General features: G+C 61.3%; 18 protein-coding genes. 11 read left to right on the forward strand and 7 right to left on the reverse strand.

Annotated features, from left to right (window positions below):
* The first annotated feature begins 6 nt into the window (after positions 1-6).
* The 8 genes from nuoI (at position 7) to AB3G88_RS16125 (ending at position 7,190) form a co-directional block, all read left to right on the forward strand.
* Positions 7-555, forward strand: coding sequence for an NADH-quinone oxidoreductase subunit NuoI (nuoI, locus tag AB3G88_RS16090; protein WP_003174725.1), 549 nt, complete (start codon positions 7-9; stop codon positions 553-555).
* A gap of 9 nt (positions 556-564) precedes the next feature.
* Positions 565-1,068, forward strand: a complete 504-nt coding sequence (gene nuoJ, locus AB3G88_RS16095) for an NADH-quinone oxidoreductase subunit J (RefSeq protein WP_003174726.1) — start codon at positions 565-567, stop codon at positions 1,066-1,068.
* 2 nt (positions 1,069-1,070) lie between these two features.
* Entirely contained in the window at positions 1,071-1,379 is a 309-nt protein-coding gene (gene nuoK, locus AB3G88_RS16100) for an NADH-quinone oxidoreductase subunit NuoK (RefSeq protein ID WP_003174727.1), read from the forward strand.
* The gene (gene nuoL / locus AB3G88_RS16105) at positions 1,376-3,229 is read left to right on the forward strand and encodes an NADH-quinone oxidoreductase subunit L (RefSeq protein ID WP_099587020.1); all 1,854 of its coding nucleotides are present in this window, start codon (positions 1,376-1,378) and stop codon (positions 3,227-3,229) included. The genes nuoK and nuoL overlap by 4 nt, the downstream gene beginning before the upstream one ends.
* Before the next feature lie 64 nt (positions 3,230-3,293).
* A complete protein-coding gene (gene nuoM / locus AB3G88_RS16110) occupies positions 3,294-4,826 on the forward strand; it encodes an NADH-quinone oxidoreductase subunit M (protein WP_003232072.1) in 1,533 nt (510 codons plus the stop codon).
* 7 nt (positions 4,827-4,833) lie between these two features.
* Positions 4,834-6,297, forward strand: a complete 1,464-nt coding sequence (gene nuoN, locus AB3G88_RS16115) for an NADH-quinone oxidoreductase subunit NuoN (protein ID WP_099587021.1) — start codon at positions 4,834-4,836, stop codon at positions 6,295-6,297.
* Positions 6,298-6,535: 238 nt separating this feature from the next.
* Positions 6,536-6,886, forward strand: coding sequence for a toxin (locus AB3G88_RS16120; RefSeq protein ID WP_112196970.1), 351 nt, complete (start codon positions 6,536-6,538; stop codon positions 6,884-6,886).
* Positions 6,876-7,190 carry a helix-turn-helix domain-containing protein gene (locus tag AB3G88_RS16125; protein ID WP_099587022.1) on the forward strand — a complete coding sequence of 105 codons (315 nt, stop codon included), beginning with the start codon at positions 6,876-6,878 and terminating at the stop codon, positions 7,188-7,190. Before AB3G88_RS16120 ends, AB3G88_RS16125 begins: the two co-directional genes overlap by 11 nt.
* A 63-nt stretch (positions 7,191-7,253) precedes the next feature.
* Here the strand turns inward: AB3G88_RS16125 and AB3G88_RS16130 are convergent, their stop codons facing one another.
* Positions 7,254-8,006, reverse strand: a complete 753-nt coding sequence (locus AB3G88_RS16130; protein ID WP_158878075.1) for an outer membrane beta-barrel protein — start codon at positions 8,004-8,006, stop codon at positions 7,254-7,256.
* 123 nt (positions 8,007-8,129) lie between these two features.
* Complete coding sequence (locus tag AB3G88_RS16135) at positions 8,130-8,969, reverse strand: arylamine N-acetyltransferase family protein (RefSeq protein ID WP_480450666.1); 840 nt, start codon at positions 8,967-8,969, stop codon at positions 8,130-8,132.
* A gap of 120 nt (positions 8,970-9,089) precedes the next feature.
* Here AB3G88_RS16135 and AB3G88_RS16140 point away from each other — a divergent pair, with 120 nt between their 5' ends.
* Complete coding sequence (locus tag AB3G88_RS16140; protein WP_099587025.1) at positions 9,090-9,326, forward strand: DUF6555 family protein; 237 nt, start codon at positions 9,090-9,092, stop codon at positions 9,324-9,326.
* A gap of 45 nt (positions 9,327-9,371) precedes the next feature.
* Here the strand turns inward: AB3G88_RS16140 and AB3G88_RS16145 are convergent, their stop codons facing one another.
* Positions 9,372-9,572 carry a DUF6021 family protein gene (locus AB3G88_RS16145; RefSeq protein WP_099587026.1) on the reverse strand — a complete coding sequence of 67 codons (201 nt, stop codon included), beginning with the start codon at positions 9,570-9,572 and terminating at the stop codon, positions 9,372-9,374.
* Positions 9,573-9,584: 12 nt separating this feature from the next.
* Positions 9,585-9,764: a hypothetical protein gene (locus AB3G88_RS16150; protein WP_032889724.1), complete on the reverse strand. Its 180-nt coding sequence runs from the start codon at positions 9,762-9,764 to the stop codon at positions 9,585-9,587.
* A 133-nt stretch (positions 9,765-9,897) separates the two neighbouring features.
* Between AB3G88_RS16150 and AB3G88_RS16155 the strand changes: the two genes are divergently transcribed.
* Positions 9,898-10,419 carry a DUF3087 family protein gene (locus AB3G88_RS16155; RefSeq protein WP_480450669.1) on the forward strand — a complete coding sequence of 174 codons (522 nt, stop codon included), beginning with the start codon at positions 9,898-9,900 and terminating at the stop codon, positions 10,417-10,419.
* Position 10,420: 1 nt separating this feature from the next.
* On the opposite strand, the gene AB3G88_RS16160 is transcribed toward AB3G88_RS16155, so the two are convergent.
* The 3 genes from AB3G88_RS16160 to AB3G88_RS16170 all read right to left on the reverse strand — a co-directional run bounded on the left by AB3G88_RS16160 (position 10,421) and on the right by AB3G88_RS16170 (position 13,927).
* Positions 10,421-11,542, reverse strand: a complete 1,122-nt coding sequence (locus AB3G88_RS16160) for an MFS transporter (RefSeq protein WP_480450671.1) — start codon at positions 11,540-11,542, stop codon at positions 10,421-10,423.
* A 70-nt stretch (positions 11,543-11,612) separates the two neighbouring features.
* Positions 11,613-12,977: an MFS transporter gene (locus AB3G88_RS16165; protein WP_480450673.1), complete on the reverse strand. Its 1,365-nt coding sequence runs from the start codon at positions 12,975-12,977 to the stop codon at positions 11,613-11,615.
* Between the two features lie 65 nt (positions 12,978-13,042).
* Entirely contained in the window at positions 13,043-13,927 is an 885-nt protein-coding gene (locus AB3G88_RS16170) for a Dyp-type peroxidase (protein WP_480450675.1), read from the reverse strand.
* Between the two features lie 138 nt (positions 13,928-14,065).
* Between AB3G88_RS16170 and AB3G88_RS16175 the strand changes: the two genes are divergently transcribed.
* Positions 14,066-15,682, forward strand: a complete 1,617-nt coding sequence (locus tag AB3G88_RS16175) for an NADP-dependent glyceraldehyde-3-phosphate dehydrogenase (protein ID WP_480450677.1) — start codon at positions 14,066-14,068, stop codon at positions 15,680-15,682.
* Positions 15,683-15,813: the final 131 nt, after the last annotated feature.

Raw genomic sequence — 15,813 nt, forward strand, 5'->3', positions numbered from 1 at the left:
TGACCCATGTTCAAATATATTGGCGACATCGTTAAGGGTACCGGTACCCAGTTGCGAAGCCTGGTGATGGTGTTCGGTCACGGCTTTCGCAAACGCGACACCCTGCAATACCCCGAAGAAGCGGTGTACCTGCCGCCGCGCTATCGCGGCCGCATCGTACTGACCCGCGACCCCGACGGCGAAGAGCGTTGCGTAGCCTGCAACCTGTGCGCCGTAGCGTGCCCGGTGGGTTGCATCTCCCTGCAGAAAGCTGAAACCGAAGACGGTCGCTGGTACCCGGACTTCTTCCGCATCAACTTCTCGCGCTGCATTTTCTGCGGCCTCTGCGAGGAAGCTTGCCCGACCACCGCGATCCAGCTGACCCCGGATTTCGAGATGGCCGAGTTCAAACGTCAGGACCTGGTGTACGAGAAAGAAGATCTGCTGATCTCTGGTCCCGGTAAAAACCCTGATTACAACTTCTATCGTGTTGCAGGTATGGCCGTTGCCGGGAAGCCGAAAGGCGCCGCACAAAACGAAGCCGAGCCGATCAACGTGAAGAGCTTGCTGCCTTAAGGAAGAAAGATGGAATTCGCTTTCTATTTCGCGTCGGGTATTGCAGTGGTGTCCACGCTTCGCGTGATCACCAACACCAACCCCGTGCACGCCCTGCTCTACCTGATCATTTCGCTGATCGCCGTGGCCATGACCTTCTTCAGCCTCGGCGCACCGTTCGCCGGTGTCCTGGAAGTGATCGCCTACGCCGGCGCCATCATGGTGCTGTTCGTGTTTGTGGTGATGATGCTCAACCTGGGTCCGGCTTCGGTCGCCCAGGAACGTGTCTGGCTCAAGCCCGGCATCTGGCTCGGCCCGGTTGTCCTCGCAGCCCTGCTGCTGGGTGAACTGCTGTATGTGCTGTTCGCGCACCAGAGCGGCCAGGCCATCGGCCACACCACCGTAGACGCGAAAGCCGTGGGCATCAGCCTGTTCGGCCCGTACCTGCTGGTGGTCGAACTGGCTTCGATGCTGCTGCTCGCGGCAGCCATCACCGCCTTCCACTTGGGCCGCAACGAAGCCAAGGAGCAATGACGATGCCTGCTATCCCTTTGGAGCATGGTCTGGCGGTCGCCGGCATCCTGTTCTGCCTTGGCCTGGTCGGCCTGATGGTTCGCCGTAACATTCTGTTCGTGTTGATGAGCCTGGAAATCATGATGAACGCCGCTGCACTGGCATTTATCGTGGCGGGCGCACGTTGGGGCCAGCCGGATGGACAAGTCATGTTCATCCTGGTGATCAGCCTGGCAGCCGCCGAAGCCAGTATTGGCCTGGCGATCCTGCTGCAACTGTATCGTCGCTTCCACACGCTTGATATCGACGCTGCCAGTGAGATGCGCGGATGAACATGATCTTTCTGACTTTCGTATTTCCCCTGATCGGTTTCCTGCTGCTGTCGTTCTCCCGTGGACGCTGGTCGGAAAACCTCTCGGCCTTGATCGGCGTGGGTTCCATTGGCCTGTCGGCCATCGTGACCGCCTACGTGATCTGGCAATTCAACGTCGCGCCACCGGAAGGCGGCCATTACACCCTGGTGCTTTGGCAGTGGATGTCGGTTGAGGGCTTCAAGCCCAACTTCGCCCTCTACGTCGACGGCCTGTCGATCACCATGCTCGGCGTGGTGGTGGGTGTCGGCTTCCTGATCCACCTGTTCGCGTCCTGGTACATGCGCGGTGAAGCGGGCTACTCGCGCTTCTTCTCGTACACCAACCTGTTTATCGCCAGCATGCTGTTCCTGGTGCTCGGCGATAACCTGTTGTTCCTGTACTTCGGCTGGGAAGGCGTGGGCCTGTGCTCGTACCTGCTGATCGGTTTCTACTACAGCAACCGCAACAACGGTAACGCGGCACTCAAGGCATTCATCGTTACCCGGATCGGCGACGTGTTCATGGCCATCGGCCTGTTCATCCTGTTCCAACAGGTGGGCACGCTGAACATCCAGGAACTGCTGGTGCTGGCGCCGCAGAAATTCCAGGTCGGCGACTTCTGGATCACCCTGGCGACCCTGATGCTGCTGGGCGGCGCTGTCGGTAAATCCGCGCAACTGCCACTGCAAACCTGGCTGGCGGATGCGATGGCCGGTCCTACCCCTGTTTCCGCACTGATCCACGCGGCAACCATGGTAACCGCCGGTGTCTACCTGATCGCCCGTACCCATGGCCTGTTCACCCTGGCGCCGGACATCCTGCACCTGGTGGGCGTGGTCGGCGGCGTGACCCTGGTACTGGCCGGCTTTGCCGCACTGGTGCAGACCGACATCAAGCGTATCCTCGCCTACTCGACCATGAGCCAGATCGGCTACATGTTCCTGGCCCTGGGCGTCGGCGCCTGGGACGCGGCGATCTTCCACCTGATGACCCACGCCTTCTTCAAGGCCCTGCTGTTCCTGGCCTCCGGTGCGGTCATCGTGGCCTGCCACCACGAGCAGAACATCTTCAAGATGGGCGGCCTGTGGAAGAAACTGCCGTTGGCCTACGCCAGCTTCATCGTCGGTGGTGCCGCCCTGGCCGCCCTGCCGCTGGTGACCGCCGGTTTCTATTCGAAGGACGAAATCCTCTGGGAAGCCTTTGCCAGCGGTAACCAGAACCTGCTGTACGCAGGCCTGGTGGGTGCGTTCATGACCTCGCTGTACACCTTCCGCCTGATCTTCATCACGTTCCACGGTGAAGCCAAGACCGAAGCGCACGCAGGCCACGGCATCTCCCACTGGTTGCCTCTGTCGGTACTGATCGTGCTGTCGACCTTCATCGGCGCCCTGATCACCCCACCATTGGCCGGTGTACTGCCGGAAAGCGCCGGCCATGCCGGTGGCGCCGCCAAGCACAGCCTGGAAATCGCCTCGGGGGCCATCGCTATCGCGGGTATCCTGCTGGCCGCCCTGTTGTTCCTCGGCAAGCGTCGCTTCGTGACCGCCGTGGCCAACAGCGGCATCGGCCGCTTCCTGTCGGCCTGGTGGTTCGCTGCCTGGGGCTTCGACTGGATCTACGACAAACTGTTCGTCAAGCCTTACCTGGCCATCAGCCATGTACTGCGCAAAGACCCGCTCGACCAGACTATCGGTCTGATCCCGCGCGCCGCCAAGGCCGGTCACACCGCCCTGAGCCGCAGCGAGACCGGCCAACTGCGCTGGTACGCCGCGTCCATGGCGGTCGGTGCCGTGCTGGTGATCGGCGCCATCGTTGTCGTGGCGGTCTGACTATGTCCATGCACATTGCGTACATTGCGAACTTTGCAAACCTGCGAAAGGAAACGAGCCTGTCATGATTCTGCCCTGGCTAATCCTGATCCCCTTTATCGGCGGCCTGCTCTGCTGGATGGGTGAACGCTTCGGCGCCACCCTCCCCCGCTGGATCGCGTTGCTGACCATGTCCCTGGAACTCGCGCTCGGCCTCTGGCTGTGGGCCCACGGTGACTATTCATTTGCTCCGGCACCGGGTGTCGATCCAACTTTCGCGCTTGAATTCAAGCACGTGTGGATCCAGCGCTTCGGCATCAACGTGCACCTGGCCCTCGACGGCCTGTCGCTGTTGATGATCCTGCTGACCGGCCTGCTGGGTATCCTCTCGGTACTCTGCTCCTGGAAAGAGATCCAACGTCACGTGGGCTTCTTCCACCTGAACCTGATGTGGATCCTGGGCGGCGTTGTCGGCGTGTTCCTGGCGCTGGACCTGTTCATGTTCTTCTTCTTCTGGGAAATGATGCTGGTGCCGATGTACTTCCTCATCGCGCTCTGGGGTCACAGTTCTTCGGACGGCAAGAAAACCCGGATCTACGCGGCGACCAAGTTCTTCATCTTCACCCAGGCTTCCGGCCTGATCATGTTGGTGGCGATCCTGGGTCTGGTACTGGTCAACTTCAACAGCACGGGCGTGATTACCTTCAACTACGCCGACCTGTTGAAAACCAAGATGTCCCTGACCACCGAGTACATCCTGATGCTGGGCTTCTTCATCGCGTTCGCGGTGAAGCTGCCGGTGGTGCCGTTCCACTCCTGGCTGCCTGACGCTCACGCCCAGGCGCCGACTGCCGGCTCCGTGGACCTGGCCGGTATCCTGCTGAAAACTGCTGCCTACGGCCTGCTGCGTTTCGCCCTGCCGCTGTTCCCGAATGCCTCGGCCGAATTCGCGCCGATTGCCATGACCCTGGGTCTGATCGGGATCTTCTACGGTGCGTTCCTGGCCTTCGCGCAAACCGACATCAAGCGTCTGATTGCCTTCTCGTCCGTTTCCCACATGGGTTTCGTACTGATCGGCATCTACTCCGGCAGCCAACTGGCGCTGCAAGGCGCGGTGATCCAGATGCTGGCCCACGGTGTTTCGGCCGCTGCACTCTTTATCCTGAGTGGTCAGCTGTACGAGCGCCTGCACACCCGTGACATGCGTGAAATGGGTGGCGTGTGGTCGCGCATTGCGTACCTGCCAGCGATCAGCCTGTTCTTCGCCGCCGCGTCCCTGGGCTTGCCGGGTACCGGTAACTTCATCGGCGAGTTCCTGATCCTGATGGGTGCCTTCGTGCAAACGCCGTGGATCAGTGCGATTGCCACCTCCGGCCTGGTATTCGGTTCGGTCTACTCGCTGATCATGATCCACCGCGCCTACTTCGGCCCGGCCAAGTCCGACACTGTCCTGCAAGGGATGGATGCGCGCGAACTGATCATGGTGCTCGGCCTGGCGGTACTGCTGATCTACATCGGCGTGTACCCGCAACCGTTCCTGGACACTTCTGCCGCAACGATGCATGGCGTGCAGCAGTGGTTCGGCACCGCCTTCTCTCAACTCGCTTCGGCCCGGTAAGAGCGCTATGGAATTCACGATCCAACACTTTATCGCGCTTGCGCCGCTGCTGATTACCAGCCTCACCGTTGTGGCGGTGATGCTGGCAATCGCCTGGCGCCGCAATCATTCGCAAACGTTCCTGCTGTCCTGCGCCGGGTTGAACCTGGCCCTGCTGTCGATCATCCCGGCCCTCAAGGTCGCGCCACTGGCGGTCACGCCATTGATGATGGTCGATGACTTCGCACTGCTGTACATCGCGCTGATCCTGGTCGCGACCCTGGCCTGCGTCACCCTCGCCCACGCCTATCTCGGCGAAGGCGGCACCGGCTACCCTGGCAACCGCGAAGAGCTGTACCTGCTGATCCTGCTGGCCGCGGCCGGCGGTATCGTGCTGGTCAGCGCACAGCACCTGGCGGGCCTGTTCATCGGCCTGGAACTGCTGTCGATCCCGACCTACGGTCTGGTGGCCTATGCCTTCTTCAACAAGCGTTCCCTGGAAGCCGGCATCAAGTACATGGTGCTGTCGGCCGCCGGTTCCGCGTTCCTGTTGTTCGGTATGGCGTTGCTCTACGCCGAAGCCGGCAGCCTGAGCTTCACCGGGATCGGCCACGCCCTGGCCGCCACCAACAGCCCTGCGCCGATTGCCCAATTGGGCCTGGCGATGATGCTGATCGGCCTGGCGTTCAAGCTGTCCCTGGTGCCGTTCCACCTGTGGACCCCGGACGTGTACGAAGGCGCCCCGGCGCCGGTGGCTGCGTTCCTGGCCACGGCGTCCAAGGTCGCTGTGTTTGCGGTGATGGTGCGTCTGTTCCAGATCTCGCCTGCCGCCAACACCGGCGTGCTGAGCAACGTGCTGACCGTGATCGCCATTGCGTCGATCCTGTTCGGTAACCTGCTGGCCCTGACCCAGAACAACCTCAAGCGTCTGCTGGGTTACTCGTCCATCGCCCACTTCGGCTACCTGCTGATCGCCCTGGTGGCGAGCAAAGGCCTGGCCGTGGAAGCCATCGGCGTGTACCTGGTCACCTACGTGATCACCAGCCTCGGCGCATTCGGTGTAATCACCCTGATGTCGTCGCCGTACAAAGGCCGGGACGCGGACGCCCTGTACGAATACCGCGGCCTGTTCTGGCGCCGTCCGTACCTGACCGCCGTACTGACCGTGATGATGCTGTCCCTGGCCGGGATCCCGCTGACTGCGGGCTTTATCGGCAAGTTCTACATCGTCGCCACCGGTGTTGAAGCCCACGAGTGGTGGTTGGTTGCATCCCTGGTCCTGGGTAGCGCCATCGGCGTGTTCTACTACCTGCGCGTGATGGTCACTCTCTACCTGATCGAGCCCAACCTGCGTCGTGTGGATGCCGAGCTGCATTGGGAACAGAAGGCAGGCGGCGTGATGCTGCTGGCCATCGCCCTGCTCGCGTTCTTCCTGGGCGTGTACCCACAACCGCTGCTCACCCTGGTGCAGCACGCGGTACTGGGTGTTTGATCGAATAGCTGATGCAGTAAACAAAACGGCGCCTTCGGGCGCCGTTTTTGCATTCCGGGAAACGCGCTCTTCACCCTCCTCCACTCACAGAAATTTCCTTCCTTATCCAGTTCCTCGTCTGGCATCCCTCCATAAAAAGCAATCGTATGGTGGTCGCGTTTTAGGAAAACTCCCACAACAGGGTCACTTGACCCATAGCGAGTGGGCCACCAAACTATACGCAGGCTACGTACAGAACATGGATGCTCTATTTATCGAACTGCCAGCCTTCGAGCGTCATCGCAAGGACTATCTAAGCGACGAGCTTTTCCACGGTTTTCAACAGGAGTTAATGAAGAATCCACAAGCGGGCGACGTGATTGAAGGGACAGGTGGGCTGCGAAAGGTCCGCTTCGTTGATGAGCGGCGAAACAAAGGCAGGCGCGGTGGCCTGCGGGTCATCTACTACTGGTGGTCGGGAGGTACGCAGTTCTGGTTATTCACGCTGTACGGCAAACACGAACAGGACGACCTGACACCACAACACAAGAAAGCCCTAAAACAGATGCTGGACAGGGAAATCAAAGCGAGAACACATCATGAAACGTGAAATCTTTTCCGAACTGGTCGAAGGCTTCGACGCGCTTGCGGACGAACGCCAGGGCAAAGTCACCCTGCGTACCCACAAGGTCCATCTCAACAAACTGGCGCCGCTGACCGCCGAAGAAGTTATCGCCGTGCGCCAGCAACTGAACCTTTCACGGTCGGTGTTCGCCCTGTACCTGCGCACCAATACCCGTACGCTGGAAAACTGGGAACAAGGGCGGGCCAAGCCCAATGCCCAGGCCACCACCTTGATCCGCCTGGTAGCGCGCTTCCCGGAAACCGTAGCGCAACTGGCGGCCTTGAGCTGATACCGCCCAGGCAAAAAAAACGCCCCGAATCACATCGGGGCGTTTTTTTTCAAACGCACTACCTTAGAACGCAATACCTACCTTGACCCCATACTCATCACGCTTGAGCCGGGTGTTATCGGCCACTTCCGAGTCGGCATCCAGCTTGTACTCGGTGCGCGTGTAATACAGCCCGGCCATCACTGGCAGATCGCCCTTCTGGTTCATCAGCAGGCTGACTTCGGCATACGGGTTGGTGCGGTCCTTGAGGTCCACAGTGTCGCTGCCAAAGCCGTCGACCTTGATCCGGGTGCGGCCATCGAGGGTCCGGCGGGCACCGGCTTCGACGCGCAGGGTCATGTCGTCGAACTGATGGTTGTAACCCAGGGCGGCCTTGGCGAATGGCGATTTGTTGGTGAGCTCCAGGTCGTTGTCGTTGGAGTCCAGCTCGTAACGGGTCCAGCTGTAGCCGCCGCCCACGATCACGTCGACAAAGTTGCGTGCATCCAGCGCGGCACGCCAGCCGAGGTCGAGGTCAGCCTGGCCTTCCTTGAGTTTGTTGTCGCTCTTCTTGCCGTACTTGGCTTCGATACCGGCCTGGTAAATAAAGCCCGATTCGGCCGTGAGCTTGTTGCCGAAGTTGTAGAACAGGCCCGCTTCCGGCATGTGGTCTTTATCACTTTGGCTACCGCCCTCAAGCTTGAAGTCGTTGTAGCTACCCAGGAGCCCGAAGGTGGAAATCGGGTCAGTGGACGGTGCGGCGAACGCCACGGCTGGAGCGGCGACCAGCGCCAGCAGTGAGGAATTTTTGAGGAAGTTTCCGAATAGTTTGGACATCGTTTACATCTCCTTGTCTGGTGGGCAAATTATTCAGGCAGCGCTTTGAGCCCGAATTGGCAGAAAAGGTTCGAAAAAATTTGCCCCCACCTGGAGGTAAAACGGTTCAGCGATGGCTCTAGGTCAAGACTCCTGGCGTGCAGCCGTTACCAAGCCATCAAGGGTTGAATCAAGCTGAGGGTGAACCGGCACGCGAATCCCGAAGGCAGTGCCAAGCACGTCCAGGAGCTCCTCGCTGCTGCGGATCACGCGCTTGGCACTCGGTCGATCCAGGTAGTGAATCGCATAGTGGGCGTTGTTCAAGGTGTGGCGTTCGCCCGCTGCCAGCCGTGCGACTTTCAATTGGCCCAGGAACGGCGAACCCGGATGGGTCGAGACGTACCAGTTGCCGATTTCGTAATCGATGACCGCCTGCACTTGCAGGTCGAACACATACAAGCCACGCCACTCCCCTGCAACCTGGGCCCATAAGGTGTAGCTGCCCTCCTGCTCATTGAGTGTCAGGCGATACGGCTCATGGGCCGTGGCCTGCACGGCTTGCGTGTCCAACAGCAACGGGCTGCTGGGCACCATGCCGCCAAAGCCGACGTCGGTGATGTAGCGCACGCCGTCCAGGGTGACCAGGCTCAGGCGGTGGGTGCGTGCGGTGCGCGCCTGCGGCGGCCCGCCCATGACCACCCGCCCGGTAATGCCGCGCGCGTCAAAGCCCAGTTCCTGCAACAGCGCCAGGAACATCTGGTTCAGTTCATAGCAATACCCGCCGCGCCCATCGAACAGGACTTTGTGCTCGACACTCGGCAAGTCTATCGGCACCGGCAAGTGCAGCAGGGTCGACAGGCTTTCAAACGCGAAGGTGCACACATGGCGCAGTTGCAGATCGTGCAGGGTTTGCAGGGTGGGCGGCGGCGGCGAATCGTAACCCAGGCGTTGCAGGTACAGATGGCTATGGTTCAGGCGGAGCATGGCACAGTCCTTGGGCACACGAAGAGTGCGCCACTATGCCGCGCCGGTGTGCAGGTTGTCATTTTGAATGAACCTTTCTGAACGCTTCAGCCTCCATTTATAACAAGACAGGGAGGCAACATGAGTACCGCAAAAATCTACACCATCCACTACCAACTGCACGGTCAAGCGAAGTCCTTTGTCGTACGCGCCGGGGTGATGAACAACGCCGAAGCCTGGCACTGGGCTGCGGTCGATGCTGACATTGCCCATGTCAGCCGTATCGGCCGCGTTGGCCACGAGCAGGTGAAAAAAACCACCCGGCCCTGGGCTGAAAAGTACGGCATCACTGATGTCAGCTGGACACCACCCAAATAAACGAAGGCCCCGCTCGATGGCGGGGCCTGATTACCGATAACGCTGTTATTTCTTCAAGTCGCCCAACGGATCGTAGGGCGGCTTTTTTTTCGCTTCGTCCTTGTCCTTTTTATCCAGCGGGGCGATGGCCGGACCTACCGGATCGACCTGCGGGTCAGCCACATCCGGCGAGTCTGGATCAAATCCCAGCTCATCCTTGCCGCTGGCGTGTTCGTTGGAGGGGGGCCCATCCGAGTGCTTGTTCATCATGGTCTCCTGTTATAGCGGGCGAGCTTTGTCGTGGAGGTTTTCCAGGTCTTCTTCGACGCGCTCCACATCATCATGATCGTCACGCTCTTTCGGATCATTGGGGCGCAAGGCATCGTTGTCGCGCTCTTCTTCACCGGGTGTGCGGTCAGGGTCGGGTGTACCGGGCGGTGGTTGCTTGTATTCGGGCATGGTCGTTCACCTCAGAGGGACTTCACCGATTTAGAGAAACTGCCACAGATCATGGTTCAACTTGATTGCCCCACCGCTGACCGCTGACCATGAGAAGATGCCCCACCCTTCCCGCCCTGGAGACCTGACCCGGATGTTCGAGCTCAAACCCTGCGACCCCGCTGTCTACCGCCAACAGACCCGCCGCAGCACGCTGATTGTGGCCGTGGTGTTCCTGACCCTGGCCATGGTGCTGTCGAGCCTGGCAGTGATGCTGTTCGGCGAGGCCGGCGGCGATAACTTTCGCTTCAATGTCGGCGGTGTGTTCGCTGGCGTGCTGATCACCGTCGCCCTGGTGCGTGGCCCGTTCTGGACCCAATCCTGGTTGGCTGCGGCGGTGTATGGCTGGCAGCTCAAGCGCAATCTGATGCGCGTGACCAATGTGATGCACAAGGTCACCGAACACGTGCAGGCCAATGATCCGACGGCCATGAAAGTGCTGCGTTTCTACCACCTGGGGCTGACGCAGATGCATGCCCTGGACGCCAACTCCAGCGCCCAGGCGCAACTGGTCGGCGAAATGGATGCACATCAAGCCAAGATGCGGGCGCTGGGAATCGACACCGAACAGACCCGTTTCGACCCGGCGTGGCTGGACGGTTTCAAAAACACTTGAGTCATCTGCCCCGCCAGCAGAACAGCGCACTCACCGCAATCGCCGCCCCGGCCACGCCAAATACCAGCGGCGCCGAGGCCACCGGCAAAAGCAAACCCGCCAGCAGCGGCCCCAGGCCCGCACCGATGTCGCGCCAGACCGCATTCGACGCCAGCGCCGAGACCCGCATCGAACCGGGGTTGCGCTCGGCGACCAAGGTGGTCACCAAGGGCAGTTGCAACGCACGCAGCACCAGCACCGCCGCCGCACCGATAATCACCCAGTAACTGCCGAAAGCGCTCAAGGCCAAGGCACTCAGAAACGAAAACAGCAGCAACATCGAGGTGGCGCCGAACCGCTGCGCCGCACGACCGCCCAGGGGGCTCAGAAGCATCTCCGAGACATAGCGCAGGGCCATCAAGCCGCCAGCAATCAATACCGCGTCACCGCCGAGGATTTTCTGGGTCTGGATCGACAGGCCAAAGATAAACAGCCCATCCAGCGCCACGCCCTCGATAAACGACCACAGTGCCACGCTGTCCGGCCACTTGAAGCGCCGCCCCGGTGTGCTGTGCAAATCATGCCCGGCGCTGGGCAAACCACGCGCCATCCACAGGCCTGCCAGGCAGCAACCGGCGAGTATCACAAAGATCGGACGCGGCCCGGCCCACAGCGTCAGCCACCCACCGAGCGGCAACGCCAGCATTGGCCCCCAGGCGATCAAGGCCCTCGAACGCCCGGCGCGACGTGCGGCGCCCTCCGGCTCAGCGGTGGCCAATACTTGGGTCGACAGGTTCAACGCGGCAAAACACAAGCCCCACACCAACCGCAGTCCGAGCAACGCAGCGAAGCCGGACAGCACCGAGTTGCCCAAGGCACACAGCGTAGCGGCACCGGCGGCGATCATGCAGGTCAGGCGATCACCGTTGCGCGCATAGAAATTCAGCACATACCGGTAGCCGAAAATCCGCACCAGACGGTTGGCCGCCAGCAACACGCCGGCTTGGGCCAGGGTGATGCCGAAGGCCTGGGATTCCATGGGCAGCAACAGGTAGAGCAACACGTCGCTGGGCAGGCACAACGCCAGGGTCAACGCGGCGCGGCGGGAGGTGGTGTCGGCGGTGCGTTGAGCCTGGCTGGACATAAACCTGAAACATCCCGAAATATTCAGCTCGCCAAGGTAGCCTCTGTGAACCGCGTTTTACAACGCCCCGTTACGTCTTTTTCCCATAAGGCAGCAAACGCAAACCACTGGCCACGCTGCCTACCAGCGCAAAGGCACAGCCCAGCCACAACGCCGCGTGCGGACCGCCGGCCTGTGACAGATGGAAACACAACGCCACCAGCGACGCGCCCAGCGTCTGCCCCAGCAAGCGTGAAATCGCCACGATGCCGCTGGCCCCGCCACTGCGCGCCAGCGGTGCACTGGTCATCAAGGCCTTGAGATTAGGCGATTGGAAAAAGCCAAACCCGGCACCGCATAACGCCATGCGCCAACCGATATCGAAGGCCGACGCGCCGCTGCCCAAGGTCGCCAACGCGGCCATCCCCAAGCTCAACATCAACAGGCCGATGCCGCACAGCAGGCCCAGGGACACACGGTCGGCCAGGCGCCCGGCAACCAGCGCCATCACCGCCACCACGGCCGGCCACGGCGTCATCAGGAAACCGGTTTCCACCTGGCTATGGCCGAGTACTGCCTGCAGCAGAAACGGCAGCGACACAAAGGCCAGGCCCTGGGCACTGAAGGCGCAGATCGCGGTGACAGAAGACAAGGCAAACACCGGCCGCCTGAACAGATCCAGGGCCAGCATCGGCGCCGGATGACCGGCCTGGCGACGCAGCAATAACCCGCCGCACAACAGCGCCACGGCAATCAAGCCCAAGGTCAGTGCGGCTTGAGCACCGTGAACCGCCGTGCCCAGGCCCAACACCAACAAAGCGAACAAACCTGCACATAACACGGCCGCCAGTCGGTCGAACGCGTGCCCGGTCATGGGCAGCGTCGGCAATGAACGCACGCCAAGTGCCAGGGCCAACAACCCCAGCGGCACATTGATCAGGTACAGCCAATGCCACGTCGCCACCGACAGGATCGCCGACGCGGCAGTCGGCCCCAAGGTAAACGCCAACCCCACCACCAACGAGTTGTAACCGAGGCCGCGCCCGAGCATTTTCGACGGGTAGATATGCCGCAGCAACGCCGTGTTCACGCTCATGATCGCCGCTGCCCCCAACCCTTGCACCACCCGCGCCGCGGTGAGGGTTTCCAACGAACCGGCCAACCCGCAAAACAGCGACGAGACGATAAACAGCAGCAAGCCGCCCAGGTAAACGCGGCGATGCCCAAGCACGTCGCTCAGCGACGCAAACGGCAGCACCGTCGCAATAATCGCCAGCTGGTAGGCATTGACCACCCAGATCACCGAGGCCGAATCGGTGCCGATCCCCTCGGCCAGGGTAGGCAATGCCGTGTTGACGATGGCCGTGTCCAGGGTCGCCATGCCGATCCCCAGGGAGATCGCGATTACGGCCGGCAGGCGTTTATTGAGGGGCAGGCCATCGGCGGCAGAAGACATGGGCGATCCACGCGGTTAGTAAGGCTTCCAGACTAAGGGCAGCGCTGGTTTATTTCAGCCGTGGATCAGTTGCCTGACGACAATTTCATGTTCGCCAGCGCGCTCAGGTCCAGTCGCCCCCCAATAACCGGCGGGCACCAGTAGTAACCACCGGTCAACGGCGTACTGATGCGGTACAACCCGTCGACAATCCCGTCTTCCAACCCGCTCATGCGGCGCAATTGTGCTTCGAATGCATCGAACGAATGGCCGAACGCGAGGAACATCAACCCGGCCTGGCCGTTCTCGGCCCATGGCATCGAGCGGCGCACCACGAAGGCTTCCGGGGTGAAGCTTTCCTGGGCAGTGCGTTTGGTGTGGGCGGACTCGGGGGCGTCTTCCAGCTCTTCGTTGTCGCCATGGCGGCGGCCGATGATGTGGTCGCGCTCCTGGGCAGGCAAGGCGGCGAAGCCGTCGAGGTCGTGCTGCCATTGCTGGATCGCGGCGAAGCTGGCGCCGCTGTCGGTCAAGGCGGCTTCAACGGCGGCGTCGTCGTGAGGGTTTTCGGTGCCGTCTTCGTAGTCGGTGAGGTCGAAGCCGGTCTTGTAGCGAAAGCCTTCGGTTGATTGCGCCAGGCTAAACGCCGGGGCCAGGGCCTTCTCAAAAGCGCGACTGCGCAACAGCAGTTCACCGCGATCCACGCCGTGCAGCCATACCCACAGTGCCTGCTGGGTGGACGGATTGTGCGCGCCCGGCGCGCTCACGGTTGGAAAGCTGCGCAAGCCGTCAACCGTCGCACCCAGTGCATTTACCAGCGGCTCGCCAAACCCGACCACTGCCGCCGAATCGGTCAACTGCACCAACGCGTCCAGCGCAGCAGGCACGGCTGCCAGCGTATCCACGGCAAAAAACAGATGGCGTGCCTGCAAAGGCACCGGTGCGGCAAGAATGCCCGGCTGGTAGTGACTCATGTGAACTCCTTCAAGAAAGGCGCGCAGTTTACCCGGCGCAAGGCGCGGTGCGTACTGCAAAGCGCACAAGCCTTGCCATAGAGCCCTCTGTTGGGTGACTCTCTAGTCATGTTTTGCAACTATTCCAGGGGTAGCGACATGACCACCAGCAACCTGCTCGCCCAACTTTTCCCCACGTCCGTGGCCGACATTCCCGAGCAATTCCGGCTCGAAGCGCCCATTGAACAGCGTGATTACCTGGTCGATGGCCAGTTGCAGGTATGGAGCGGCCCGCTGGCCCAAGTGCAGAGCCCGGTACAGTTGGGCGAGCGCCGCGTGGTGATCGGCAGCACGCCGCTGCTGGACGCCGAGACCGCCCTCACCGCCCTCGATGCCGCCGTACGCGCCTACGACCGGGGCCAGGGCGAATGGCCAACCATGCGCGTGGCGGACCGTATCCAGCATGTCGAAGCGTTTTTGCGCCGCATGCGTGAACAGCGCGATGCCGTGGTTACGCTGTTGATGTGGGAAATCGGCAAGAACCTCAAGGACTCGCAGAAAGAATTCGACCGTACCTGCGACTACATCACCGACACCATCAATGCCCTCAAGGAGCTGGACCGTCGCAGCAGCCGCTTCGAGCTGGAACAGGACACCCTCGGGCAAATCCGCCGTGTGCCGCTGGGCGTGGCGCTGTGCATGGGCCCCTACAACTACCCGCTCAACGAGACCTTCACCACGCTGATCCCGGCGCTGATCATGGGCAACACCGTGGTGTTCAAGCCGGCCAAGCTCGGCGTGCTGCTGATCCGCCCACTGCTGGAGGCGTTTCGCGACAGCTTCCCGGCCGGGGTGATCAACGTGATCTACGGCAGTGGCCGCGAGACCGTCAGCGCGCTGATGGCCAGTGGCAAGATCGATATCTTTGCGTTCATCGGCACCAACAAAGCCGCCAGCGACCTTAAAAAACTGCACCCCAAGCCGCACCGCTTGCGCGCCGCCCTGGGCCTGGACGCGAAAAACCCCGGCATCGTGCTGCCCGAGGTGGACCTGGACAATGCCGTCAGCGAGGCGCTCACCGGCTCGTTGTCTTTCAACGGCCAGCGCTGCACCGCGTTGAAAATCCTGTTTGTGCATGAGGATGTCGTCGAGCGCTTTATCGAGAAATTCAACGCCAAACTGTCGACCCTCAAACCCGGCATGCCGTGGGAAGACGGCGTGTCGCTGACGCCGCTGCCGGAAGTGGGCAAGGTGGATTACCTCAACGAACTGGTGGCCGATGCGCAACAGCATGGCGCCCAGGTGGTGAATGCCAACGGTGGCACCAGCCGTGGGTCCTTCTTCTACCCGGCGGTGCTGTACCCGGTGAACCCGCAGATGCGCGTGTACCACGAAGAACAGTTCGGCCCGGTGGTGCCAATCGTGCCCTACCGCGACCTGGAGACGGTGATCGAGTACGTGCTCGACTCGGACTTCGGCCAGCAATTGAGTATTTTCGGCACCAACGCCGTGGCCGTCGGGCGCCTGGTGGACACCTTTGCCAACCAGGTTGGCCGGATCAATATCAACGCCCAATGCCAGCGCGGGCCGGACACCTTCCCCTTCAACGGGCGCAAGAACTCGGCCGAAGGCACGTTGTCAGTGCATGACGCCTTGCGCGTGTTCTCGATCCGCACCTTGGTGGCCACCAAGTTCCAGGAGAGCAACAAGGCGCTGGTCAGCGACATTCTGCGCAACCGTGATTCGAGTTTCCTGACCACCGATTACATCTTCTAACATCTGCACGACTCACTGTGTGGGAGGGGGCTTGCTCCCGATAGCGGTGGGCCAGCCAACACATGCGGTACTGATCCACCGCCATCGGGGGCAAGCCCCCTCCCACATTTGGATTGTGTACATCTCCTGAA

It is taken from the genome of Pseudomonas arvensis (assembly GCF_056688935.1).

Excerpts from the sequence above, each read along its gene's own strand:
- AB3G88_RS16135 (WP_480450666.1), bottom strand. The coding sequence starts at position 8,969 with ATGCTCCGCCTGAACCATAGCCATCTGTACCTGCAACGCCTGGGTTAC.
- AB3G88_RS16150 (WP_032889724.1), bottom strand. The coding sequence starts at position 9,764 with ATGCCCGAATACAAGCAACCACCGCCCGGTACACCCGACCCTGACCGC.
- nuoI (WP_003174725.1), top strand. The coding sequence starts at position 7 with ATGTTCAAATATATTGGCGACATCGTTAAGGGTACCGGTACCCAGTTG.
- nuoN (WP_099587021.1), top strand. The coding sequence starts at position 4,834 with ATGGAATTCACGATCCAACACTTTATCGCGCTTGCGCCGCTGCTGATT.
- AB3G88_RS16160 (WP_480450671.1), bottom strand. The coding sequence starts at position 11,542 with ATGTCCAGCCAGGCTCAACGCACCGCCGACACCACCTCCCGCCGCGCC.
- AB3G88_RS16130 (WP_158878075.1), bottom strand. The coding sequence starts at position 8,006 with ATGTCCAAACTATTCGGAAACTTCCTCAAAAATTCCTCACTGCTGGCG.
- nuoJ (WP_003174726.1), top strand. The coding sequence starts at position 565 with ATGGAATTCGCTTTCTATTTCGCGTCGGGTATTGCAGTGGTGTCCACG.
- AB3G88_RS16120 (WP_112196970.1), top strand. The coding sequence starts at position 6,536 with ATGGATGCTCTATTTATCGAACTGCCAGCCTTCGAGCGTCATCGCAAG.
- nuoL (WP_099587020.1), top strand. The coding sequence starts at position 1,376 with ATGAACATGATCTTTCTGACTTTCGTATTTCCCCTGATCGGTTTCCTG.
- nuoM (WP_003232072.1), top strand. The coding sequence starts at position 3,294 with ATGATTCTGCCCTGGCTAATCCTGATCCCCTTTATCGGCGGCCTGCTC.
- AB3G88_RS16155 (WP_480450669.1), top strand. The coding sequence starts at position 9,898 with ATGTTCGAGCTCAAACCCTGCGACCCCGCTGTCTACCGCCAACAGACC.
- AB3G88_RS16170 (WP_480450675.1), bottom strand. The coding sequence starts at position 13,927 with ATGAGTCACTACCAGCCGGGCATTCTTGCCGCACCGGTGCCTTTGCAG.
- nuoK (WP_003174727.1), top strand. The coding sequence starts at position 1,071 with ATGCCTGCTATCCCTTTGGAGCATGGTCTGGCGGTCGCCGGCATCCTG.
- AB3G88_RS16175 (WP_480450677.1), top strand. The coding sequence starts at position 14,066 with ATGACCACCAGCAACCTGCTCGCCCAACTTTTCCCCACGTCCGTGGCC.
- AB3G88_RS16145 (WP_099587026.1), bottom strand. The coding sequence starts at position 9,572 with ATGAACAAGCACTCGGATGGGCCCCCCTCCAACGAACACGCCAGCGGC.
- AB3G88_RS16125 (WP_099587022.1), top strand. The coding sequence starts at position 6,876 with ATGAAACGTGAAATCTTTTCCGAACTGGTCGAAGGCTTCGACGCGCTT.
- AB3G88_RS16165 (WP_480450673.1), bottom strand. The coding sequence starts at position 12,977 with ATGTCTTCTGCCGCCGATGGCCTGCCCCTCAATAAACGCCTGCCGGCC.
- AB3G88_RS16140 (WP_099587025.1), top strand. The coding sequence starts at position 9,090 with ATGAGTACCGCAAAAATCTACACCATCCACTACCAACTGCACGGTCAA.